The 21,334-nt window shown below is 36.5% G+C and carries 29 protein-coding genes and 1 pseudogene; 15 read left to right on the top strand and 15 right to left on the bottom strand.

The annotated features are described in order from the left end of the window. Window positions 1-2 precede the first annotated feature (2 nt). The 3 genes from BQ5796_RS01385 to BQ5796_RS01375 form a co-directional block, all read right to left on the bottom strand. Window positions 3-632, bottom strand: coding sequence for a TetR/AcrR family transcriptional regulator (locus BQ5796_RS01385; protein ID WP_071458632.1), 630 nt, complete (start codon window positions 630-632; stop codon window positions 3-5). Between the two features lie 397 nt (window positions 633-1,029). Then, entirely contained in the window at window positions 1,030-1,350 is a 321-nt protein-coding gene (locus tag BQ5796_RS01380; protein WP_071458631.1) for a WXG100 family type VII secretion target, read from the bottom strand. Next, on the bottom strand, window positions 1,347-2,339 hold the full coding sequence (locus BQ5796_RS01375; protein WP_159430968.1) for an alpha/beta hydrolase family protein: 993 nt from the start codon (window positions 2,337-2,339) through the stop codon (window positions 1,347-1,349). Before BQ5796_RS01375 ends, BQ5796_RS01380 begins: the two co-directional genes overlap by 4 nt. Window positions 2,340-2,461: 122 nt before the next feature. On the opposite strand from BQ5796_RS01375, the gene BQ5796_RS01370 reads away from it, so the two are divergent. The 4 genes from BQ5796_RS01370 (at window position 2,462) to BQ5796_RS01355 (ending at window position 5,149) form a co-directional block, all read left to right on the top strand. Continuing rightward, the gene (locus BQ5796_RS01370) at window positions 2,462-2,761 is read left to right on the top strand and encodes a hypothetical protein (protein WP_071458629.1); all 300 of its coding nucleotides are present in this window, start codon (window positions 2,462-2,464) and stop codon (window positions 2,759-2,761) included. A gap of 385 nt (window positions 2,762-3,146) precedes the next feature. Then, on the top strand, window positions 3,147-3,371 hold the full coding sequence (locus BQ5796_RS01365) for a hypothetical protein (RefSeq protein ID WP_071458628.1): 225 nt from the start codon (window positions 3,147-3,149) through the stop codon (window positions 3,369-3,371). An 800-nt stretch (window positions 3,372-4,171) separates the two neighbouring features. After that, complete coding sequence (locus BQ5796_RS01360) at window positions 4,172-4,462, top strand: hypothetical protein (RefSeq protein ID WP_071458627.1); 291 nt, start codon at window positions 4,172-4,174, stop codon at window positions 4,460-4,462. A 384-nt stretch (window positions 4,463-4,846) separates the two neighbouring features. After that, a complete protein-coding gene (locus BQ5796_RS01355) occupies window positions 4,847-5,149 on the top strand; it encodes a hypothetical protein (RefSeq protein ID WP_071458626.1) in 303 nt (100 codons plus the stop codon). A 161-nt stretch (window positions 5,150-5,310) separates the two neighbouring features. Here BQ5796_RS01355 and BQ5796_RS01350 read toward each other — a convergent pair whose 3' ends face one another. Next, on the bottom strand, window positions 5,311-6,990 hold the full coding sequence (locus BQ5796_RS01350; RefSeq protein WP_071458625.1) for an SWIM zinc finger family protein: 1,680 nt from the start codon (window positions 6,988-6,990) through the stop codon (window positions 5,311-5,313). 24 nt (window positions 6,991-7,014) lie between these two features. Further along, window positions 7,015-7,221 (bottom strand): hypothetical protein, encoded by a 207-nt coding sequence (locus BQ5796_RS01345; protein ID WP_071458624.1) that lies wholly within the window; start codon window positions 7,219-7,221, stop codon window positions 7,015-7,017. A 353-nt stretch (window positions 7,222-7,574) separates the two neighbouring features. On the opposite strand from BQ5796_RS01345, the gene BQ5796_RS01340 reads away from it, so the two are divergent. Beyond that, entirely contained in the window at window positions 7,575-7,766 is a 192-nt protein-coding gene (locus BQ5796_RS01340) for a hypothetical protein (protein ID WP_071458623.1), read from the top strand. 85 nt (window positions 7,767-7,851) lie between these two features. Here the strand turns inward: BQ5796_RS01340 and BQ5796_RS01335 are convergent, their stop codons facing one another. Continuing rightward, window positions 7,852-8,181, bottom strand: coding sequence for a YnfA family protein (locus BQ5796_RS01335; RefSeq protein WP_071461097.1), 330 nt, complete (start codon window positions 8,179-8,181; stop codon window positions 7,852-7,854). A 135-nt stretch (window positions 8,182-8,316) separates the two neighbouring features. Here BQ5796_RS01335 and BQ5796_RS01330 point away from each other — a divergent pair, with 135 nt between their 5' ends. Both BQ5796_RS01330 and BQ5796_RS01325 read left to right on the top strand, forming a co-directional pair. After that, window positions 8,317-8,892: an AAA family ATPase gene (locus BQ5796_RS01330; protein WP_071458622.1), complete on the top strand. Its 576-nt coding sequence runs from the start codon at window positions 8,317-8,319 to the stop codon at window positions 8,890-8,892. A gap of 394 nt (window positions 8,893-9,286) precedes the next feature. Next, window positions 9,287-9,475 carry a hypothetical protein gene (locus tag BQ5796_RS01325; protein WP_071458621.1) on the top strand — a complete coding sequence of 63 codons (189 nt, stop codon included), beginning with the start codon at window positions 9,287-9,289 and terminating at the stop codon, window positions 9,473-9,475. A gap of 197 nt (window positions 9,476-9,672) precedes the next feature. Here BQ5796_RS01325 and BQ5796_RS01320 read toward each other — a convergent pair whose 3' ends face one another. Further along, entirely contained in the window at window positions 9,673-9,972 is a 300-nt protein-coding gene (locus tag BQ5796_RS01320; RefSeq protein WP_071458620.1) for a hypothetical protein, read from the bottom strand. A 68-nt stretch (window positions 9,973-10,040) separates the two neighbouring features. Here BQ5796_RS01320 and BQ5796_RS01315 point away from each other — a divergent pair, with 68 nt between their 5' ends. Further along, entirely contained in the window at window positions 10,041-11,090 is a 1,050-nt protein-coding gene (locus BQ5796_RS01315) for an alpha/beta hydrolase family protein (protein ID WP_071458619.1), read from the top strand. Then, on the top strand, window positions 11,087-11,392 hold the full coding sequence (locus BQ5796_RS01310; protein WP_071458618.1) for a hypothetical protein: 306 nt from the start codon (window positions 11,087-11,089) through the stop codon (window positions 11,390-11,392). The genes BQ5796_RS01315 and BQ5796_RS01310 overlap by 4 nt, the downstream gene beginning before the upstream one ends. Window positions 11,393-11,610: 218 nt before the next feature. Here the strand turns inward: BQ5796_RS01310 and BQ5796_RS01305 are convergent. Then, a protein-coding gene (locus tag BQ5796_RS01305) for an IS3 family transposase (RefSeq protein WP_200792857.1) occupies window positions 11,611-12,731 on the bottom strand; the annotation gives its coding sequence in 2 pieces (ribosomal slippage) (window positions 11,611-12,482 and window positions 12,482-12,731; 1,122 coding nt in all). A 328-nt stretch (window positions 12,732-13,059) separates the two neighbouring features. Between BQ5796_RS01305 and BQ5796_RS01295 the strand changes: the two genes are divergently transcribed. After that, complete coding sequence (locus BQ5796_RS01295) at window positions 13,060-13,359, top strand: hypothetical protein (protein ID WP_071458615.1); 300 nt, start codon at window positions 13,060-13,062, stop codon at window positions 13,357-13,359. A 173-nt stretch (window positions 13,360-13,532) separates the two neighbouring features. Here BQ5796_RS01295 and BQ5796_RS01290 read toward each other — a convergent pair whose 3' ends face one another. The 4 genes and pseudogenes from BQ5796_RS01290 to BQ5796_RS01280 all read right to left on the bottom strand — a co-directional run bounded on the left by BQ5796_RS01290 (window position 13,533) and on the right by BQ5796_RS01280 (window position 15,217). Further along, window positions 13,533-13,853, bottom strand: a complete 321-nt coding sequence (locus tag BQ5796_RS01290; RefSeq protein ID WP_071458614.1) for a hypothetical protein — start codon at window positions 13,851-13,853, stop codon at window positions 13,533-13,535. An 82-nt stretch (window positions 13,854-13,935) separates the two neighbouring features. After that, the gene (locus BQ5796_RS01285) at window positions 13,936-14,487 is read right to left on the bottom strand and encodes a hypothetical protein (RefSeq protein WP_083413016.1); all 552 of its coding nucleotides are present in this window, start codon (window positions 14,485-14,487) and stop codon (window positions 13,936-13,938) included. Between the two features lie 165 nt (window positions 14,488-14,652). After that, window positions 14,653-14,851: pseudogene (locus BQ5796_RS17900) on the bottom strand (IS1595 family transposase); the annotation flags it as partial. A gap of 114 nt (window positions 14,852-14,965) precedes the next feature. Beyond that, window positions 14,966-15,217: a hypothetical protein gene (locus BQ5796_RS01280; protein WP_200792856.1), complete on the bottom strand. Its 252-nt coding sequence runs from the start codon at window positions 15,215-15,217 to the stop codon at window positions 14,966-14,968. Window positions 15,218-15,539: 322 nt separating this feature from the next. Between BQ5796_RS01280 and BQ5796_RS01275 the strand changes: the two genes are divergently transcribed. After that, entirely contained in the window at window positions 15,540-16,109 is a 570-nt protein-coding gene (locus BQ5796_RS01275; RefSeq protein WP_071458613.1) for an AAA family ATPase, read from the top strand. A 110-nt stretch (window positions 16,110-16,219) separates the two neighbouring features. Further along, entirely contained in the window at window positions 16,220-16,420 is a 201-nt protein-coding gene (locus BQ5796_RS01270; RefSeq protein WP_071458612.1) for a hypothetical protein, read from the top strand. A 27-nt stretch (window positions 16,421-16,447) separates the two neighbouring features. On the opposite strand, the gene BQ5796_RS01265 is transcribed toward BQ5796_RS01270, so the two are convergent. Then, a complete protein-coding gene (locus BQ5796_RS01265; RefSeq protein WP_071458611.1) occupies window positions 16,448-17,455 on the bottom strand; it encodes an IS1595 family transposase in 1,008 nt (335 codons plus the stop codon). Window positions 17,456-17,674: 219 nt separating this feature from the next. Beyond that, window positions 17,675-17,881, bottom strand: a complete 207-nt coding sequence (locus BQ5796_RS01260) for a hypothetical protein (protein ID WP_071458610.1) — start codon at window positions 17,879-17,881, stop codon at window positions 17,675-17,677. A gap of 62 nt (window positions 17,882-17,943) precedes the next feature. Between BQ5796_RS01260 and BQ5796_RS01255 the strand changes: the two genes are divergently transcribed. Continuing rightward, window positions 17,944-18,147 (top strand): hypothetical protein, encoded by a 204-nt coding sequence (locus BQ5796_RS01255; protein ID WP_200792855.1) that lies wholly within the window; start codon window positions 17,944-17,946, stop codon window positions 18,145-18,147. Between the two features lie 147 nt (window positions 18,148-18,294). Here BQ5796_RS01255 and BQ5796_RS01250 read toward each other — a convergent pair whose 3' ends face one another. Beyond that, entirely contained in the window at window positions 18,295-18,600 is a 306-nt protein-coding gene (locus BQ5796_RS01250; protein ID WP_071458609.1) for a hypothetical protein, read from the bottom strand. Window positions 18,601-18,668: 68 nt separating this feature from the next. Here BQ5796_RS01250 and BQ5796_RS01245 point away from each other — a divergent pair, with 68 nt between their 5' ends. Both BQ5796_RS01245 and BQ5796_RS01240 read left to right on the top strand, forming a co-directional pair. Beyond that, window positions 18,669-19,718 (top strand): alpha/beta hydrolase family protein, encoded by a 1,050-nt coding sequence (locus BQ5796_RS01245; protein ID WP_071458608.1) that lies wholly within the window; start codon window positions 18,669-18,671, stop codon window positions 19,716-19,718. Then, entirely contained in the window at window positions 19,715-20,020 is a 306-nt protein-coding gene (locus tag BQ5796_RS01240; RefSeq protein ID WP_071458607.1) for a hypothetical protein, read from the top strand. The genes BQ5796_RS01245 and BQ5796_RS01240 overlap by 4 nt, the downstream gene beginning before the upstream one ends. Window positions 20,021-21,334 lie beyond the last annotated feature (1,314 nt).

Genomic DNA, 21,334 nt, shown 5'->3' with positions numbered 1-21,334 from the left:
TCTTATTTGCATGAACACTGTTCCTTATATAATCCTCTTTTTAAAAGATTCATTTGTTCTACATACCTTTTTAAACCCTCTTTATCCATTAAGTCTCTTACGAATACTTGGATAAGATTATGAAACGTGACAGAAATCATAATTCTTATAATATGTTGAAGTTCTTCTTCATTTTGACAATTTAACTTTTCCGTATTTATTAAGCGGAGCATCGATAAATACTGGATTTTTCGATTCTCTTCATAAATATTGTTCGCTAATATATTTTCCATTTTATAATTCATATTTAAAAAAGCATTTTTAAAAAAGTTTTTATCCTCTGGTTCTCTGTTATTCTGAATCATAAATTGAAAGGAATCTATAAAAGCTTCGAATATATCTCCATTCTTCTCCTCTAAGATCGCAATAAAACGGTCATTACTTTTCTCTGATATTTTGTTGATCAGAAAGTAATACAAATCTTCCTTTCCCTCGAAATATTGGTAAAAACTCCCCCGCGGAATTCCCGCTTCCTTGATGATATTGGCGATAGACGCTTCATGTAAGGGAACTCGAGAAAACTCCTTTTTAGCAGCTCGAATTAAGGTTTCCTGTTTATCTTTGGGCAAGTGAAAAAATGTTTGTTTTGGCATATAGAGACCTCCTTCCTCTCCTCATGTGACAGAGTGTCATAACTCCTGATTAGTGAATCATATATGACACAGTGTCATATAGCAACAGCAAAAGTCACACTGTGCGCAAATTGTTACATTTGCTATTCCATTTTTAACACTCTCCGGGGCAATATGAAATGGAGATTACAGCGGCAAAGTTCTAATCGGGTACCGCCAAAATTTTGACGTGAACTTCACGCTAAGACACTTTTTCCCACTATAAAAACCGATATCTCTTATAAGAGTATCGGTTGCGAAGTTTATCGATCTAATGGTCTTAAAGATTTGAGAGCCCTGTGCTTATTAAAGTTCAATACGGTCGATTAGTCGTTGAATTAATGTCAAGAAAAGGGAGATTTCAATGAGGGGGGAGTGATTAAAATCTAACAGATTTTCTCATTTCACTTCTATGTTTCTGTTCCATGAGGGCTTCTAATGTTTTTATCTCCAACCTGAGGTCCTCTAGTCGTTGAATCTTTTTGGTGTAATCACGCATATACTCTTCGGATTCATTGGTAAATGCATCTTTTGCTTTTCCTGAACTCCAGGCAGACTCTATAACATATCTTAAAAAACTATCCAGCTTCTCTTTGTCTGTTCTTAAATTCTTTATATAACCGTCTATTTTGGTTACCATCTTACCCAAACGGGCTTTTTCTTGTGCGTATGCCGCTGCATTTAAATCATGGTTGATCATTTAAGTTTATCCGCCTCCACGAATATTTTGGCGGTTTCCCGCAAGATATTTTCAAACCTGGTGGTTTTCTCCCCATACCAGCGAATGAATTCGTTCATTTCACGATGAATGTTTTCTTCGATATATTCCGCTTCACTAATATGGGAAAAGGATAGGAGTGATGCTCGGACTTCTTCATGCTTTTGTTCCACCTGATTGATTCTGTGCTTCATTTCGTCTGCACGTTCCAATATCACTTCAGGTTTGAGTTGAATGGTTCCAGCAACAGCACTACCCATATAGTGGGGAGATTTGTACATTTCTTCTCCAGTAGATAAGTTTGTAAAGATATCTCCTTTGATATTTCCATATTTGTCAAACTTGAACGTGCTAAGAGGGTGTTTCTTAATAGCACCCATAGCTTCATCGATAATACCATCACCGAAGTTCTCATGCTCATACCTATAACCAAGGGCATAGGTGGTTCCTATATAAGGTCTTTTTTCAGTCCAAGAGTTCAAAAAACCGCCACCCACGGGGTCATCCGTATATATGTAATTCACATGGGTTTTATCAAACTTTCCAGCCTTGGCTGCTTCCCTATATTCTTTAGGCAAACTATTAATAGTAGCAGGACCACTAAAAGTAACAGAGTTCCAGCCAAGGATCGCGCCGGTAAAATGAGAATTTGCAGAGCCAAGGGAATGACCGGTTGAAGATATATTCGTGTTTGGATATTTCTTCTTTATTTCTTTTCCAAACTCCAAACTTTCAGCAAATTGGTTATTAATGCCTTTCATTGGGTTCTTCTCGAACACAATATAGGCAACGTCGGTAAATAAATCGGGTGCACTTGTCTTATCAGTGCCTCTATAGGCAATGATAATATCGTTATTGTTTTTGTAGGCAATGGCTTTAAAGCCAGTCCACTTATTACTCTTTGAGCCAACTAATTTCCAGACTTTGCGTTCTCCATCAATGGTTATACCTATTTCTTTTTCTATTTTCATGTAAGCCCGCTTACTCATAGTATAATATACTTCGTCATGGTGAAACTTGTTCATATTTGATTCCCTCCCAATTGTATATTATACTATTATTTAGATGAATTTTCCAAATAAGAGGGGATATAATGATAAAAAAATTACTCATCGCTGTACTGGCTATAGGGATTTTATCAGCATGCGGGGGAGAGGATAAAGTGGTAGAAGAAAAAATCAAAAAAGAAGCAGTTAGATACACGAAAGAAAACGAAAAAGAAACATTTATCCCAGAAAGGATTGAATATCCAGACGCACCTGGCGGGGGTTTTTGCTTTGTTTATGGTCACTATGAAAGTGATCCAGATAAAGAAATTTCAGTGTCTGTTTCATATGATCCAGCTGATGAGTATTATCATGCAGATTCTGTTGCAGGGGATTCATTAGAGTGATGGAGAAATAAAACTAGGCGGAACATCATGCAGATGAATCGCCTAGTTTTATTTTATTTTGAAGGAAGCATAGGAACTTGAACCACTTGCACAGTATGAGTAACATAAGAATCGATATAATTTTTGTTGTCAAACAACCCTTTCTGTTCAGATTTCCCATTGATTCTGTGCTTCATTTCGTCTGTACTTCCAGGAGCGTTTCAGGTTTGAGTTGAGTCGTGCAGGGGATTTTCCCATCAATTATGACTGGTTAAATAATATCTTTATATGAAACCTACCCATTTTGCGCTATTCTACATCTAGAATTAGTAATTCATATTTGATTCACTCCCACTTGTATATTACACTTTTATTTAGTTGAATTTTCCAAATAAAAGGAGATAGAATGTTTAAGAAATTACTCATCGGCATATTAGTTATAGGAATTTTATCTGGATGCGGAGGAGAGGATAAAGTGACGGAAGATAAGATAAAAAAAGAGGCAATTACTTATATAAATGAAACAGAAGATGAAACATTTATCCCAAAAAATATTAAATATCGACGCCCCTGGAGGGGGGATTTTGTTTTGTTGTGGGACATTTCGAAAGTGACCCAGACACGAGAATAACTGTTCTTGTAGATTATAATGAGGAAGAAGATTACTATAGTGCGACTAGTTATACTGAAGGTAAAGTAGATAAATAAGAATATATTGGTGGCTCTGCAATCGAAGAGCCACCATGTTTATTATTATTTTGAAGAGAACTTTCAGTTGTTTATATACACTGCAATATTAAGTTTAATTTTCCAAGTGCGAGGAGATAAAATGTTCAAGAAATTACTCATCGGCATATAATCAAAAAAGAAGCAGTAAGATACACGAAGGAAAATGAAAAAGAAACATTTGTCCCAGAAAGGATTGAATATCCTGACGCACCTGGAGGGGGGTTCTGTTTTGTTTATGGTCACTATGAAAGTGACCCTAAGAAGGAAATTACTGTGTCTGTTTCGTATAATCCAGATGAAGATTATTATAAAGCAGACGCTATATCTTATGATTAATGAAGAAATAAAACTAGGCAGAACATCATGCAGGTGAATCGCCTAGTTTTATTTTATTTTGAAGGAAGCATAGGAATTTTAACGACTTGCACAGTATGAGTAACATAAGAATCGATATAGTTTTTGTTGTCAAACAACCCTTTCTGTTCAGGTCTCCCATTGATCCTGTGCTTTATTTCGTCTGTACGTTTCAGGTTTGAGTTGAATCGTATCAGGGGTTTACCCATCAATGATGACTGGTTAAATAATATCTTTATATGAAATTTTGCGCTATTCTACATCTAGAATTAGTAATTCATATTTGATTCCTCTCAATCGTATATTATACTTTTATTTAGATGAATTTTCCAAATAAGAGGGGATAAAATGATAAAAAAATTACTCATCGCTGTACTGGCTATAGGGATTTTATCAGCATGCGGGGGAGAGGATAAAGTGGTAGAAGAAAAAATCAAAAAAGAAGCAATGGAATTTACAGAAGAAGTTGTAGATGAAACCTTTGTCCCAGAAAGAATTGAATATCCGGACGCACCTGGAGGGGGTTTCTGTTTTGTTTATGGTCACTATAAAAGTGATCCTAAGAAGAAAGTTTCTGTGACTGTTTCCTTTGATCCAGATAGGGAATATTATCATGCAAATGGTATGTCAGATGAATAATGGAGAAATAAAACTAGGCGGAACATCATGCAGGTGAATCGCCTAGTTTTATTTTATTTTGAAGGAAGCATAGGAATTTTAACGACTTGCACAGTATGAGTAACATAAGAATTGATATAAATTTTGTTGTCAAACAACCCTTTCTGTTCAGGTCTCCCATTGATTCTGTGCTTCATTTCGTCTGTACTTCCAGGAGCGTTTCAGGTTTGAGTTGAATCGTGCCAGGGATATCCTCATCAATTATGACTGGTTAAATAATATCTTTATATGAAACCTACCCATTTTGCGCTATTCTACATCTAGAATTAGTAATTCATATTTGATTCCTCCCACTTGTATATTACACTTTTATTTAATTGAATTTTCCAAATGAAAGGAGATAGAATGTTCAAGAAATTATTCATCGGCATATTAGTTATAGGAATTTTATCTGGATGCGGAGGTGAGGATAAAGTGACGGAAGAAAAGATTAAAAAAACGGCAATAACGTTTATGAAAGAAGCAGAAGATGACCCATTTATTCCTCAAAATATTGAATATCCCGATGCTACTGGGGGAGAATTTTGTTTTGTTGTTGGATATTTAGAGAGTGACCCAGAGACAGAAATAGCTGTTATTGTAGATTATAATAAGGAAGAAGATTACTATAATGCGGATAGTTATACTGAAGGTAAAGTAGATAAATAAAAATAAACATGATGGTTCATCAATCGAAGAATGTAATGCACCCCAAAAGTTAAATTTTGATTCTAACTTTTGGGGTGTTTTATTATAGTAAATATAGTGAAGAGTGTAGTGTAGCCCTACAAAAAAAGAGAAGCTGCCAGAGCTCCTCATATCATCATGATTTATTTGATTTTACTGAGTTCATCTACAAAAGCTGGTCTCTTTTTATACAGAATGGTAAGTTCGTGAATGATCTCAGCCTGATTCTGCTTTCCTGCTATCCTCCCATATCTTTTAATCACGCCGCAGACTCCCTGATAGGCCTTTCTATTGGAGGAAGAGCTTGCCACCCCTTTGATGTACCTTTTATAAACTTCAATTACTTCATCTTTGAACATTTCCTGCAGCATCCTGGCATAGTCTTCTATGCTCCTAGGATTTTCCCTTACAAACTCCATTATTTCATCCAAATCTTGTTCTTGTTCAATAAGCTTCAGATAAACTCTTTGACTACGCAAACCCTTATCCTCTTTTAATTCTTGTTTTATGCTCTGATAAAACTCTGTTTTGTTCCCTTCGTTTAATTCTAGGAGTTCTTTATAATACTCAAAATTCCCGTCAAAGAGTAGTTCTTTTGCCAATTTCCGCTGTTCTTCCGTAAGAGAAAGCTTCTTATATGCTTGATATTTTATCTCTTTCCATTTTAATACTAAGCCTGCATATTCTTTATCTTGCTTTTCTCCCTCTTCAGCCAACTCTATCACATTCTGGTAATTTCCTCCCTTCATAAGTTTATCTAACAGTAACTCTCTAAAAGATGAGTACTGCAAATTCTGCTTAATAAATGCTACAGCTTCTTCATCTGTTCCATAGATATTAATTATTTCAAGCACGATTCGTAGCATCGATTCTTGGTAGTACCTCGCCGTATAACTATCCTTCTCGAGGTTTTTACTCACACTGTTTTCTATTTTCACTTTAAGCTCATTTCTTAAGCCTTCGACGTCTGCGAATTCCAGACATAATCTAAGAAGATCAACTCTATAATCATCCCATCCGTCAAAAACCTTGTGTTCACTCTGTTCCAAGAGCTTATGGAATACCTTTTCTCTTAAATTAGAATCCAAATTAGCACTTTCCGCTACTTTTTCTCCAATTGTCTCTATTGTTTCCGATACCAAAGAACCTATTGCTCCACCAGAATCATCCGCATACTGGTAAGCTTCCACCGCCTCTATCAGCAGTAAAAAGGCAATATCCAAAGCGGATAATATATCGTCTGTATTTCTTGCCTTTACTAATACGTCATCCAATTCCCATACAAAATCATAAGTATCTCCATATTCGATATAGCCTTTTCTGCTTATGTATTTATTTACAATAGAATCTATAAGCCTTTTGCATCTTTCAAGCTCCTGCGTAACATTACCTTTTGAATATCTCAGAATCAGACTATTTTTTAAAGTCTTATCACTTTGTGTTAAATCTAGCATTATGTCTATCAGCTCTTCTCGGGAAAGGGCGTTTAATACTTCTTTGATAGATGGCTGATGCACCGCTTCCTCTTTCACAGCTAATTCATTATGTTTGCCACCAATTATTTCAAGCAGCTCAAAAAATGCCGCTACTTCATGCTTACATATCGGGCCTAAATCATAGGGACAATCGCAATCGGAGTAAATAATCTCTCCCTTGTTGTCCAATTTGACCTCCACCTCGTAGTCTTCACTCCCTTCTACATCAAAGAAATATTCGTTATCTCCCTCGCTGTAAGTGTCAACCACGTTTCCGGCCATATAATAATCGTATCCTCTATCTAAAATGGTTTTGCTAACATACTTCTCAAAATTGTTGATGTTCATCTATAACCCCTCACTTTTCTTTTACTAAAAGGGAATATCCTCTGCATCATCCTCTAATTCCTCGCAGTCTATCAATCCATCCTCTTTTGCTTGTTCCCAAGAGATACCGTACGGAACACCATTCGAAGTATATCCTGCGATGCAGTAAAAAAATTCGTCACTTTCTAGAATATCTAACTCACCATTAGTAGAATCTGATCGTTTCTTTTTCTTGTTCTTTTTCTTTTTCAACTGTACTAACTCCTTTGGACTATATGCTAAAAATATATCCAATTCACTATACTTTCGCAAAAGTTAAATAGGGAAATCAGGCCTTAATATAACTAGGAAGGTCCTCGAAGATTGAAAGAAGAGTAGCTAACAATTGCGCTCAACTCAGGAGATTAATTACAATTAAATTTACCGAACACATGCTGAAAAATAAATCAATCGATAGAGAAGTGATTAGCTTGAATTTTATATACCTATTCACCGCCATCATACTCAGCCTGTAAAATCTAATTGTTCTTTGGGGGATTTTACAGGCTGAGCCTTATCCCAAGGAGTGTGATGGCAAATGAAGCCACATAATAAGAATCGAAGCCGTGGCTATTACCGGCATCATCGAAAAAGGATCATACAGCGGAAAACAAACATTGCGCAGCAAACTGGATGGTGCTCTAGCTTTGCCGGATGCTTCGCTAAAGGAAAAGTCCATTGTTCCTGCTGGATGTGTGCCCAAAAGACCAGAAGAAATGGATTCCCTCATTCTCAAATCGCCCAATTGGAACGATTAAACAATCAGTTGGAGGACTATTTTAGGGAAGGGAAATATTAATGCTTATAGCAGGGAGGCTTTCTCTCCTGCTAGGAACTGTTGAGTCACTTCATCCTCGGGCCCCAAAGCATGATAGAAACTCCAATCAAACAAATAAATGCTCCAATCCAATCGTATGTATCAGGTGTTTTTTTATCAACACCCCACCCCCAAAGAACTGAAAGAATTATAAATACGCCGCCATAGGCTGCATATACTCTACCGAACGAAGGGAATTTTTGTAGAGTAGGTATAATCCCGTACAATACTAAAATTAGCCCTCCGATTATTCCGTACCAGTATGGTTTGCCTTCCCGCAGCCATAACCAGACTAAGTATCCTCCGCCAATTTCAGCAACCCCTGCAAAAATGAATAAGATTATCGTATAAATCATGTATTTCCTTTCCATAAGCGTTAATAAGATTATTGCTTCTTCTGTTATTTCATTATCTCCCATAATGTTTTATTAGGACCATTACTCTTAATTTATCATACCAAATTATTGACATATCACAGCAGGCTAATTTATATGGTCTATAGAATAACATATATAGTAAAGAAAGGATGTGATTTTTTGAGTTCTACTGTCATTTTAATAACCGGCGCCCCAGGAGCAGGAAAGACTACGCTGGCAACAAGAATAGCTGAAAACATGAACGGGGTTTGTGTCCATATTGAGGGAGATACGCTATACAATATGGTGAAAAAGGGCTGGGTTCATCCTTGTGACGATCATGATAAGTTTTACTTAAATATACTTTGGGATAACATTGTTTCCTTGATTAATAATTTTGCAAAAAAGAAAATTAATGTAGTTGTCGATTATGTTTTTTCTAAAGAGCAGATGTTTTCTGTTGTGGAACGTATTAATAACCCTGAAACCAACATTAAAGTTGTTGTAGTTAGCAGCAACACAGACCTTATTATTAAAAGAGATGCGCAAAGGAGCGGAGTAGCATTCGTAGGAGAGGATAGAATCAGACAGATTGTTGAAGATTTCAATTCAGATAAATTCCCTGAAAAATATCTAGTTAAAAATGACAACGGAAATATGGATGATATTGTGGATTCCATTCTAAATGAAAAAAGATTTATGGTGCGGTAGGGCGTCATTTTTAAAACCTTATTAACAAAAAATAGGCCATTCCTTTCATTAGGATAGCCTTGGAACTTCAGATAATAATCAGTATAGATTAAGATCCTAAATTTTTAGATCAGTATTTATCCAGGTCTAAAAAGATACAGCTAGAATGTCGTAAATAAAGCTGTAATTTGATCCAAGAAAATTTGGCTTCTTCCTTATATTTCTTAGGCAAGCTGTTAATATTGGCAGGTCGTCCAGCAAATGTGACGAAATCTAAGCCAAGAATGGCAGAGGAAAAATGGGAAACCTCTGCTCCGTGAGAGTGACTTGTTAACATCCTCACCTCATAAGAATCCGGTTCAAAGACATTTTGTTAAGTATCTGGATGGGAATGAATGCTTGACAGAAAGTGGTTATGATTCCCGAGGAGTTTGATAATCTTGGAATGATATTTTTTGACGAAGAATGTGGTAGATATGATGTCACTAATAAACAGGGCGTTGGGTATGACGACCTATTTGATTATGGCATTGACTTTGAAATAGCAGGAAATATTTACAGCCATCAGGAATTAGAAAAGGAAATGGAAAAACGTCTTATATAATATAAAACCCCAGAATCTCATATAAAGCATCCTGGGGTTTTTCTATTTTTTAAACTGCTTCTTGTTTTAATCTTTTTCCACTTCTTTATTCTTCACACTGCAGTCCTGTGTTAGTAGAACGCTAAGTAAAAAGCTATTAACACTTTTAATCATTTATATAGATAAAAAATAGGATATCTACCATCTTATCTTAAGATTTAATTAGACCCAATTGAATCAGCTTTATAGTAATCTTCTTCTTGATCATAAACAACCTGCACGCTGATCTCTTTGTTCGGTTCATCTTCATAATGACCTATAACCCAACATGTGCCTCCTCCAATGGCATCAGTATATTCAAGGTGATCAGGGATGAATGTCTTATCTTCGTTTTTCTTTACATATTCTATTGCTTCTTTTGTAATCTTATCTTCCACTTCTTTATCCTCCTCTCCTCCTCCGCATCCGGAAAGTATCCCTGTAATTAATAAAGTAGTCAGCAACATCTTCTTTAGCATATTATCCCCTTCGCAATTGGAAATATTATCAATATATAGTATAATATATAAGGGGGAGTGAAGCAAATATGGGGAATAGTATTCAAGATGAAATTTATCATATTATGAGTAACCGCTCATACAGAAAACCTGAAAAAGATATAAGTATTACACTTAATGGCCAAACTCAAAAATGGAATTTGGTTGATGTGAAGAATGACAAAGACACCGGACTGCATGCTGTTGCTTATAAGCATGAAAATAATATAATCATAGCTTATAGAGGAACACAACCGGACAGTTGGAAAGATTTGAAGTCCGATTTGACACTTATTGTCAATGATATAGAATGGTTAACGCCAAAGAAAAACCAATTTACCGAGAGTGTTAAGTTCGCCAAAAAGATTCAAAAGGATCATCCTAACATGTATATCTCCACTACCGGTCACTCTCTCGGTTCCGCAGATTCGCAATATGCCTCTGCGGTACTTGGGTTAGATTCAGTTACCTTTAGCGGACCAGCTATTTTGCACAGTTTACCACCAGAATTGCAGAAGGCAGCAAAAGATGGAAAGTTCGACAAAACACATACCGTTTACATAGATCCAAGGGATCCTGTGTCGGCTGGCCCCTTCACTTCATGGAAGACTTGGGGTAGAGAACATATCGGAACGGTTTATGCACTTGGAAAGAGATATGATCAGGAGAATTTCGGGGAAGGGACTAAGAGTGAATTAGACGCTATAAATGAGTATCATGGTATTAAAAAATTTGAGTTTGATGAATACGGGAACATCGTGTCCGATATTTTTACTGATATTAAGACGAACAAAGAATATTATCGCTCTCCACATTTTATGGGTTCGGTAGAAGCTGGAAGCATTCAGCTTACGCCTGAAATTCTTCTGGACCGAGCGGATGACCTTAACAAAAAGATAAGAGAAGTGGAGGAAAGACATGATACCACCTGTGCGGAACTACTTTCTTATTCTCATATAGAGGAAGCACAGCATGTGGAAAGCCTCATCAATAGAGAGATGAATGGGTTTATCAATTGGTATGGCGAACATACGACTGATTTTGTAAAAGTATTAAGAGAAGCTGCAAAAACCTTTGTGGAGGCTGACAAACTTCAATGACCAAAGAGGCGAAATACCTTAAAGAAAAAGCAAAACTCATTGAAATGGAGGGAAAGATAGAACGGTATATTGATTACTTAAGAAAAGATAAAGAGCGGCTGGATGATTTTTTCTATGATACTACACTATCAAGTTGGCAATCTGGTAAATCAAAAGACGCATTTCTTCGAGCTGCAGAAAATTATATGACTAACTACACTGAAAAAATTCAGCGTTTAGAAGATGTGAAACGGGAAATTGAAGTGACTAAATACGAAATGATACACCAAGCTAAAAAAGAAGCATCGTGGTGGATTTGGTAAAACAACTGATATGATATGGCTCTAATTTAGTAAATAATTCTTAGGCAACCCCATCGGCTACCATTAGCTTATCAATAAAGGTTCTAAGAGTAGTTCCCTACTTCGAGAATAGATGAGAACAAGAGCCCTACTCACCTTCTAGCTCTTGTTCTTTTTTAATGGGGTCTATCCACAAACACATACACTCCCTTTCTCTATACTGGTATGTCAACACTAATCTAGACAATTTTTTTAAGGTGTTTTTGCTTGTACTCAATTGGGCTTATGTAGCCTAATGTTCCGTGGATTCGAATGTGATTAAACCAGTGAACATAATCTTGTAATTCTCTTGTTAAATCTTCTAAACTAGCAAAATGCTTACCTTTAACAAACTCTGTTTTTATAATCTTGAAGGTTGCCTCAGCTACTGCGTTATCATACGGACAGCCCTTCATGCTTAATGATCGCTTAATGTCAAATGTCTCCAGAGCTTCGTCCATCAGCTTGTTTTTAAACTCACTTCCCCGGTCTGTATGGAAATATTCAATCTTGCGCAAATCCTTTTGAATGGACGCGAAGGCACGATAAACCAAGGCTGCATCTTTATTTGGACCTGTGCTAAATCCTATCATTTCTCGATTAAAAAGGTCGACAAAGAGACATATATAATGCCATTTTTGATTGACTCTTACATACGTTAAATCGCTTACGACAACCGCTAACTCTTCTTCTTGATCAAATTCACGGTTTAATTCGTTCTTTTGATTAGACTCGTTGCACTTTGAAGAATGAGGCTTGAATTGGGCTACTGTGTACGATGAAACCAACCCCTGATCCTTCATGATCCGTCCAATCCGACGTCTGGATACCTGATGCCCAAGCTTCTTTAGCTCGACCTTAATCTTGCGTGTCCTATAGTTTTGACGGCTGTTTTGAAAGATCTCCACGATTGCAGATGTAACATCGTCTTCTGATTTCCTCTCTTTTGCCTCGTAATAAAACGTGCTTCTTGGAATCTGTAGGACTTTACACAATGCTGATATCGAGTATTTGTGCTGGTTGTTCTTAATCACATTTACTTTCGTCCTAGTATCAGCGCTGCTTGCTTTAAAATGTCATTCTCCATGAGCAGTTGTTTGTTTTCTTTTCGTAGCCTAATTAATTCTTGTGCCTCTGGTGACAAGTTATCTTTTTCTTTAAAGGATCCCGAAGTTTGACTCTGCTTCACCCACTTATCAAGAGCAGAAGGGGTGAGATCATATTCACGAATGATATCCTTCCTCGGTTTGCCGTTCGAATAAAGTTGGACCATTTGTTCTTTAAATTCTGCGGTAAATGTTCGACGATCTTTTTTGGTCATGGTAGGTTCTCCCCTAATGTATTAGTAATAGTCTACTTGACCTTAAAATATCTGTCCAACTAAGTGTAACCTATCCATACAAAGATTTTTCGGAATGAGAGTATATAATAACACAAGAAAACTCTTATGAAGAATGAGGAAATAAGTTTGATTCTTAGTATAATGTTTTCTTTATAAAAGATTAGAGTGACGACTTGTTTAATATCTCTATGTGGAAATTACTCAATGTGTAATACTCTAAGTCTCGCATAAATTTGCATATTTGATTCCCACCCACTTGTATCTTACACTATTATTTAGTTGAATTTTCCAACTGCGAGGCGATTAAATGTTCAAAAAATTACTCATCAGCATATTGGTTATAGGAATTTTATCAGCATGCGGGGGAGAGGATAAAGTGGTAGCAGAAAAAATCAAAAAAGAAGCAGTAAGATACACGAAAGAAAACGAAAAAGAAACATTTATACCAGAAAGGATTGAATATCCAGACGCACCTGGCGGGGGTTTTTGCTTTGTTTATGGTCACTATGAAAGTGATCCAGATAAAGAAATTTCAGTGTCTGTTTCATACGATCCAGCTGATGAGTATTATCATGCAGATTCTGTTGCAGGGGATTCATTAGAGTGATGGATAAATAAAACTAGGCGGAACATCATGCAGATGAATCGCCTAGTTTTATTTTGAAGAAAGGAAATCTCTACCCAAATACTTGATGATGCACGAGACATGATCGACGAAGTGTTTCATTGAAAAAAGGAAGCCAATTTGCTGGCTTCCTTTTTCACTGCTTTTACCCCGTCTTATTTATCTTCTTTAGGCGGTCTTCCTAAATAATCCACTTCCATATCTTTCCCGCCTTTGTCATAGGAGATAGCAACTGACACCACTTCCGATGGCTTATCTTTGTAGTGTCCTGTGACCCAGCAACCTCTAGCACCAATACCGGTGCTGAATTCTATTTCATCCGGTACCAATGTTCGCCCTTCTTCTTCCTGGATATACTCTATTGCTAGCTGATTTGCTCTTTTGGTGACCTCTGGATCTTCGCTTTCTTTTTCGCTGCACCCCACCATCACAGCCAGTAAGACGAAAGTGAATAAGAATAAATATCTTTTTACCAACTTATTACCCTCATTTCCTTAATTTTCCAAAATTGCGCACCTTTTAGGAGACTTAATATTTTTTAAATAAATCTAATACCTGCTATTTTAATTCAACTTGTGTGTTTTCTGCATAGGGAGAGTGGAAAATTACTTTCTCGTCATCTATCCATTCAGCATCGTCTACTCCCAACACTTCTAAGTCGTCAGTGGTAACTCCCCGAGTCTGAATAGAATGATGTTCTTTCACTTTTTTCACCAAACCAGGAATCGATGTATATAAATAAAAATTATAGAAGTGGTTGGTTTCTCCTAAGGTGGCATTTCTATATCCTATCAGTACCTTTACGTTACCTGTTGAGGAACCAATGGTGTGATAGGAATTGTTAGTTACCGAAATGAGTCCTAAAAATAGAAATGCTGTAATCGTGACCGTAATAATGAATACTCGGTCTATCATTTGAGCAAATGCAAAAAGATAAAATGCAACTAAAGTAAGTAGAACGGGCAACTTATTATTAGTGGATAGTACAAAGGAAAAATAATAATTATTGAAAGACATTATAATAACAACCAAATCAAAAACTAAAACGGCAATTAATAATATCATCGTGACATCTAAATTGAGGAACCTATTGGTTTTATCCATTGTCATTCATCTCTATTCCTCCACTATTCGAATCGCTTCAGTTAAAATAAATTTCCCCTTTTATTAACATTTAATAATGAATTACTAATACATAGGAAAAAGTAGGTATAAGTTAATTTTCTTTGCAACATTCATTCTTCAACGCCCTTTAGTTGAATAAAGAAACAACCTTCAGACAGTAAACTTAGATAATTTAAGTGTATTAAATGCTTCTAAATTTGGGATTACATTCACTCTTATTATCACAGCATTCATTGTAACTTCATTTCGCTGATGATGCATACTCTCTAACACTTGAAACCACGCAAGATAATTGTTCAGACGTCGCCACTCCGTTAAATCGCTGTATCCAGCCTTTAAGCCTTCGGTGGAGTGCTACCAGTCCATTCGCCCCTATACCCCATAATGAATCATGAACTTGTTTTTCTCTATTGCCTCTCGGATTTTCTCCACTAATGCAACAAGGCTGTCATCCGTGTATATTTTAGGTTCTGTGAGTATAATCTAAAAAACCAGGCAGGGATTCCGGTGGGATTATGGTGATTCCCCATCGATTTAAGCCGAAGTCGGGGCGGCTCATGCGTTGGTAATAGGTTTTTAATAAATGCAGCTGCTTCCACCAGTTTTCAACATATTCGCACTCAATGGACACACAGTTATATTTTTCAGGATCATAATCTATATAATTGTAATCGGGATCGATACTATCAATTATCCCAAATTCGTCTTTTGGCATAGTTTCACCTCTCCCACTCATTCAATCAACTAATAAAGAATTGCTATCATGTTAAAAGATAAATTTAAAGAAGATGAAGTTGATTTCAGAAGTGGTTATATTCAAGGCGAAATCGCGGCATACGAAATGTTCAGAGAGGAAATACGAATTATTTTTAATGTGTAAAGAACAAATTTAAACCCAAGTTTTCATCACGATCATCAATTTTTACTCTAATTTCAAATCGGATTATCAGGTACAACTCTCATAATCCATTTTGTGCATATCACAGCAGGCCCATTTATATGGTTTATAGAATAACATAGTAAAGGATGTGATTTTTTTGAATACGCTAGCTACTGTCATTTTAATAACCGGCGCTCCAGGGTCAGGTAAAACTACGTTGGCAACAAAAATATCAGAAAATATGAATGGGGTTTGTGTCCATATTGAGGGAGATACGCTATACAATATGGTGAAAAAGGGCTGGGTTCATCCTTGTGACGATCATGATAAGTTTTACTTAAATATACTTTGGGATAACATTGTTTCCTTGATTAATAATTTTACAAAAAAGAAAATTAATGTGGTTGTCGATTATGTTTTTTCTAAAGAGCAGATGTTTTCTGTTGTGGAACGTATTAATAACCCTGAAACCAACATTAAAGTTGTTGTGGTTAGCAGCAACACAGACCTTATTATTAAAAGAGATGCACAAAGGAGCGGAGTAGCATTCGTAGGAGAGGATAGAATCAGACAGATTGTTGAAGATTTCAATTCAGATAAATTCCCTGAAAAATATCTAGTTAAAAATGACAATGCAAATATGGATGAAATTGTAGATTCCATAATAAATGAAGGCTGTTTTTTTAAACTTTGTTGCTATTATATAAAAAATAGTTCTTTATGTTAAAATGTATATAAACATAAATTTATCAATGAAACTAATAAGTTGTTGAACCGTATATATAATGATTACTATGAATTATAGACTTGTTTTCAAGCGAAAAGGAGGTGTACTGTATGAATAATACAGTTTTAGGGAAAGTGAATTTTGGATTAGGTATTATTTTGTTTATCCTTGGTTTAGTCTTGTTTATAAATAGATTTAATGGTTCTTTTATCTTTAGCGAGCAACTCCTATCAATATCATTTATTTGCCTTGGATTTGCTCTGTTTTGTGCATCTTATATTGCAAAAAAATCAAAAGATAAACAGTCATAAATCGACCTCATAATAATTGAGGTCTTTTTATGCACTTCTTAACATTTCAACTGTATTGTGATTAGACTTTTGACACGCCGAAATAAGCATTTGTTCAACTCGATTTTCAAATGCTAAGTTTTTGCTAAGTTCAAGCCATCGAAACCAATAGAGGTAGTTATCAAGGTATTTAGTTGCCACCCCTTGAAAACGCTCCATCCAAGTTTTCAATCGACTATGAAAGTTATTAACGTGTTGAATATGGTAGATTCCCTTCTTCACACGCTGTTTTTGGCGTTCGTTGACTGTTTCGTGTTGTAACCCTTTTAGTTTGGCGAATTTCTTATAACTAGTTGCTGTATCTGTACATAACAAAGCAGATGGGTGAATATACTCACCTATCACAGTGTCTATTTCTTCAGCTTTAACACGACCTGTTCCTGCTTTCCGAGCAATCACACTACCGTTACGGTCTTGTGCCACTACAACAGCAATTTTAAGGTTTGAAATCCCTCTTTTTTCGTCTTTTTCACCACGCTTCTTGGCTTTCCTATGAGTGATTTCCTTACCTTTCATAGACTCACGAAAGAAGGTTTCGTCACTCTCAACAATGCCTTGAAGTTGATTAAAACCAAGACTCCCTAATGCGTTCAAGATTTTATGCCTCCAATAAAAGGCAGTAGAAATGTGTATTTGGAGTTTTTCAGCGATTTTCGGTAGGGTATAACCCTCTACCATTAGTTCAATGTATTTCACCCATTTTTCAGGATAGCGTGAGCCTGAAAATGGTGTATTGGACATATCATTGAAAGACTTTCCACAATCATTACACAGATAGCGTTGTCTTGAACGATATTTACCGTTCCGCTTCACAGATGTACTTCCACAATAAACACAACCTAAACCAGAAGAAAAACGGGCTTCACGAATAGTTTTGAGTAGTTTAGTAATTTTATCAGGTTCATCTGGAAACAAGTCTTCTTTCATCGCATTAAACAACGCTAATTGTTCAGATTTGGTTAGTTCGCTGAAATCCTCATATACATCTTTCCACATCCCCAAACGCCTCCTTAGACCCCATTATATCAACCCTTTAATAGTATGGTCAAGAAAGCAACAATCTATACGAAAACAGCCTAAATGAAAAAAGATTTATGGTGAGGTAGAGCAGCATTTTTAAAACCTTATAAATAAAAAACAGGCCATTCCTTTCAGTAGGATAGCCCTGAAACTTCAGATAATAATCAGTATAGATCAAGATCCTAAATTTTTAGATCAGTATTTATCCAGGTCAAAAAAGATACAGCTAGAATGTCGTAAATAAAGCTGTAATTCGATCCAAGGAAATTTGGCTTCTTCCTTATATTTCTTAGGCAAGCTGTTAATATTGGCAGGTCGTCCAGCAAATGTGACGAAATCTAAGCCAAGAATGGCAGAGGAAAAATGGGAAACCTCTTCTCCGTGAGAGTGACTTGTTAACATCCTCACCTCATAAGAATCCGGTTCAAAGACATTTTGTTAAGTATCTGGATGGGAATGAATACTTGACAGAAAGTGGTTATGATTGCGAGGAGTTTGATAATCTTGGAATGATATTTTTTGACGAAGAGTTTGGCAGATATGATGTCACTAATAAACAGGGCGTTGGGTATGACGATCTATTTGATTATGGCATTGACTTTGAAATAGCAGGAAATATATACAGCCATCAGGAATTAGAAAAGGAAATGGAAAAACGTCTTATATAATATAAAACCCCAGAATCTCATATAAAGCATCCTGGGGTTTTTCTATTTTTTAAACTGCTTCTTGTTTTAATCTTTTTCCACTTCAACTTTTTCACGATTCATTGTTCTATTAAAGGAACATCTAAACTAGGTATCTTTCGATTAAAATTAATTAGACCCAATCGTTGTTCCTTCATAACGATTCTCATCTTCATCAAAGATAACACCGACAGTTATTTCTTTTTTTGGCTCATCTTCATAATATCCATAAACGTCACAACTGCCGCCCCCAATGACGTCAGAATACTCAATGTGGTCTGGAATAAATTTTTTATTATCAACTTCCTTTGCGAACCTTACTGCTTCTTTTATAATTTTATCCTCCACTTGCTTACTCTCCACTTGTTTATCCTCCCCGCCACATCCTGATAAAGTTAATGTAATGATTAAGGCAATCAATAACTTTTTTACCATTTTATCTCCTCACAAATTGGAAATTTAATCTAAAAAAAGTATAATATAGAATGGGGAGGGAATCAAATATGAAGAATTTAATCCAAGACAGTATCTATCATCGTATGAGTGACGATGCATATAAAAAGCCTAAAAAAGAAATTAAAATTCCTATTAATGGCCAAACTCAAAAATGGAATTTGGTTGATGTGAAGAATGACAAAGACACCGGACTGCATGCTGTTGCTTATAAGCATGAAAATAATATAATCATAGCTTATAGAGGAACACAACCGGACAGTTGGAAAGATTTGAAGTCCGATTTGACACTTATTGTCAATGATATAGAATGGTTAACGCCAAAGAAAAACCAATTTACCGAGAGTGTTAAGTTCGCCAAAAAGATTCAAAAGGATCATCCTAACATGTATATCTCCACTACCGGTCACTCTCTCGGTTCCGCAGATTCGCAATATGCCTCTGCGGTACTTGGGTTAGATTCAGTTACCTTTAGCGGACCAGCTATTTTGCACAGTTTACCACCAGAATTGCAGAAGGCAGCAAAAGATGGAAAGTTCGACAAAACACATACCGTTTACATAGATCCAAGGGATCCTGTGTCGGCTGGCCCCTTCACTTCATGGAAGACTTGGGGTAGAGAACATATCGGAACGGTTTATGCACTTGGAAAGAGATATGATCAGGAGAATTTCGGGGAAGGGACTAAGAGTGAATTAGACGCTATAAATGAGTATCATGGTATTAAAAAATTTGAGTTTGATGAATACGGGAACATCGTGTCCGATATTTTTACTGATATTAAGACGAACAAAGAATATTATCGCTCTCCACATTTTATGGGTTCGGTAGAAGCTGGAAGCATTCAGCTTACGCCTGAAATTCTTCTGGACCGAGCGGATGACCTTAATAAAAAGATAAGAGAAGTGGAGGAAAGACATGATACCACCTGTGCGGAACTACTTTCTTATTCTCATATAGAGGAAGCACAGCATGTGGAAAGCCTCATCAATAGAGAGATGAATGGGTTTATCAATTGGTATGGCGAACATACGACTGATTTTGTAAAAGTATTAAGAGAAGCTGCAAAAACCTTTGTGGAGGCTGACAAACTTCAATGACCAAAGAGGCGAAATACCTTAAAGAAAAAGCAAAACTCATTGAAATGGAGGGAAAGATAGAACGGTATATTGATTACTTAAGAAAAGATAAAGAGCGGCTGGATGATTTTTTCTATGATACTACACTATCAAGTTGGCGATCTGGTAAATCAAAAGACGCATTTCTTCGAGCTGCAGAAAATTATATGACTAACTACACTGAAAAAATTCAGCGTTTAGAAGATGTGAAACGGGAAATTGAAGTGACTAAATACGAAATGATACACCAAGCTAAAAAAGAAGCATCGTGGTGGATTTGGTAAAACAACTGATATGATTTGGCTCTAATTTAGTAAATAATTCTTAGGCAACCCCATCGGCTACCATTACGGAGGACAAGCGCATAGCTTCCCCAAAGGGGACGGTTCGTTTTGAAACTCCACCAGGAAAACAAGTACAATTGGATTGGAAAGAAAACATTCTTTATGAGACAAAAGATGGTGAGCAGGTCGAGATAAATGTAGCTGCACTCATTCTTTCTACCTCAAGAATACGCACCTTTCATATGAGTATATCTAAATCTCAAAGCACTCTATNCCTGTGTCGGCTGGCCCCTTCACTTCATGGAAGACTTGGGGTAGAGAACATATCGGAACGGTTTATGCACTTGGAAAGAGATATGATCAGGAGAATTTCGGGGAAGGGACTAAGAGTGAATTAGACGCTATAAATGAGTATCATGGTATTAAAAAATTTGAGTTTGATGAATACGGGAACATCGTGTCCGATATTTTTACTGATATTAAGACGAACAAAGAATATTATCGCTCTCCACATTTTATGGGTTCGGTAGAAGCTGGAAGCATTCAGCTTACGCCAGAAATTCTTCTGGACCGAGCTGATGACCTTAATAAAAAGATAAGAGAAGTGGAGGAAAGACATGATATCACCCNACAAAGTATGTTGGACATCCCCTTGCCAACAGGCATTGCGATACGGAAATTCAAAGCGGCGAAACTGGTTGCCTACAGGTGTTTGTTGTAGCCGTTTTTTCGTTATACCTGCTTTCCTAAACTGTTTGGAGAGGGTGCTTTCGGATATGCTTCCCCTTGGCATAATGGCTGCCAACTCCATCATGCGGATAATTTGTTCGACCGATCTCTCTGGGCGTTCCTTTTTCAATTGAATGGCCTTTTCCAGTATCTCTTTTGAGATAGACCTTGGTGCATATCCGCCTCGTTTCACCGGCTTCAATGCCTCAAACCCTCCCTTGCGATAAAGCTGCAGATACCTTTCCAGCGTACGGATGCCGACCTTTTGCATCTCTCCATATGGATTCATATGTTCAGCCTCTGCGATGCTACGAAGCCGTTGTGCTTGTTCTCCTTTTGGGAGCTCTCTGGTGACAATTTCAGCGATCAAACCAAAGCGGTATAAGGCAATGTCATTTCTAAGCTTTTCGTCCATATAAAACTCTCCCTCTTTTTAATCAACTTCTACAAGTTTCATTAAATAACAGGAACCAATGAAAAGGGAGAGCCCAAATTCTGTGGGAACGTTCGTTTTAAATACATATTTTAGGAGGATTATACCCCGAAGGGGGGAGAAACAGGATTCGGAAAGAAAGTAGGCGGAGA

The sequence above is a fragment of the Bacillus massilinigeriensis genome (assembly GCF_900111815.1).
Lineage (GTDB): Bacteria > Bacillota > Bacilli > Bacillales > Cytobacillaceae > Mesobacillus_C > Mesobacillus_C mediterraneensis.
Note: the sequence above shows the minus strand (reverse complement) of the source record. Positions and strands in the feature narration are given on the sequence as shown.

Excerpts from the sequence above, each read along its gene's own strand:
- BQ5796_RS01325 (WP_071458621.1), top strand. The coding sequence starts at position 9,287 with ATGATTCCCGAGGAGTTTGATAATCTTGGAATGATATTTTTTGACGAA.
- BQ5796_RS01280 (WP_200792856.1), bottom strand. The coding sequence starts at position 15,217 with ATGCCAAAAGACGAATTTGGGATAATTGATAGTATCGATCCCGATTAC.
- BQ5796_RS01250 (WP_071458609.1), bottom strand. The coding sequence starts at position 18,600 with ATGGTAAAAAAGTTATTGATTGCCTTAATCATTACATTAACTTTATCA.
- BQ5796_RS01385 (WP_071458632.1), bottom strand. The coding sequence starts at position 632 with ATGCCAAAACAAACATTTTTTCACTTGCCCAAAGATAAACAGGAAACC.
- BQ5796_RS01365 (WP_071458628.1), top strand. The coding sequence starts at position 3,147 with ATGTTTAAGAAATTACTCATCGGCATATTAGTTATAGGAATTTTATCT.
- BQ5796_RS01240 (WP_071458607.1), top strand. The coding sequence starts at position 19,715 with ATGACCAAAGAGGCGAAATACCTTAAAGAAAAAGCAAAACTCATTGAA.
- BQ5796_RS01335 (WP_071461097.1), bottom strand. The coding sequence starts at position 8,181 with ATGATTTATACGATAATCTTATTCATTTTTGCAGGGGTTGCTGAAATT.
- BQ5796_RS01360 (WP_071458627.1), top strand. The coding sequence starts at position 4,172 with ATGATAAAAAAATTACTCATCGCTGTACTGGCTATAGGGATTTTATCA.
- BQ5796_RS01350 (WP_071458625.1), bottom strand. The coding sequence starts at position 6,990 with ATGAACATCAACAATTTTGAGAAGTATGTTAGCAAAACCATTTTAGAT.
- BQ5796_RS01330 (WP_071458622.1), top strand. The coding sequence starts at position 8,317 with ATGGTCTATAGAATAACATATATAGTAAAGAAAGGATGTGATTTTTTG.
- BQ5796_RS01285 (WP_083413016.1), bottom strand. The coding sequence starts at position 14,487 with ATGACAATGGATAAAACCAATAGGTTCCTCAATTTAGATGTCACGATG.
- BQ5796_RS01245 (WP_071458608.1), top strand. The coding sequence starts at position 18,669 with ATGAAGAATTTAATCCAAGACAGTATCTATCATCGTATGAGTGACGAT.
- BQ5796_RS01380 (WP_071458631.1), bottom strand. The coding sequence starts at position 1,350 with ATGATCAACCATGATTTAAATGCAGCGGCATACGCACAAGAAAAAGCC.
- BQ5796_RS01320 (WP_071458620.1), bottom strand. The coding sequence starts at position 9,972 with ATGCTAAAGAAGATGTTGCTGACTACTTTATTAATTACAGGGATACTT.
- BQ5796_RS01295 (WP_071458615.1), top strand. The coding sequence starts at position 13,060 with ATGTTCAAAAAATTACTCATCAGCATATTGGTTATAGGAATTTTATCA.
- BQ5796_RS01315 (WP_071458619.1), top strand. The coding sequence starts at position 10,041 with ATGGGGAATAGTATTCAAGATGAAATTTATCATATTATGAGTAACCGC.
- BQ5796_RS01260 (WP_071458610.1), bottom strand. The coding sequence starts at position 17,881 with ATGTTAACAAGTCACTCTCACGGAGAAGAGGTTTCCCATTTTTCCTCT.
- BQ5796_RS01375 (WP_159430968.1), bottom strand. The coding sequence starts at position 2,339 with ATGAAAATAGAAAAAGAAATAGGTATAACCATTGATGGAGAACGCAAA.
- BQ5796_RS01370 (WP_071458629.1), top strand. The coding sequence starts at position 2,462 with ATGATAAAAAAATTACTCATCGCTGTACTGGCTATAGGGATTTTATCA.
- BQ5796_RS01265 (WP_071458611.1), bottom strand. The coding sequence starts at position 17,455 with ATGTGGAAAGATGTATATGAGGATTTCAGCGAACTAACCAAATCTGAA.
- BQ5796_RS01310 (WP_071458618.1), top strand. The coding sequence starts at position 11,087 with ATGACCAAAGAGGCGAAATACCTTAAAGAAAAAGCAAAACTCATTGAA.
- BQ5796_RS01270 (WP_071458612.1), top strand. The coding sequence starts at position 16,220 with ATGAATAATACAGTTTTAGGGAAAGTGAATTTTGGATTAGGTATTATT.
- BQ5796_RS01355 (WP_071458626.1), top strand. The coding sequence starts at position 4,847 with ATGTTCAAGAAATTATTCATCGGCATATTAGTTATAGGAATTTTATCT.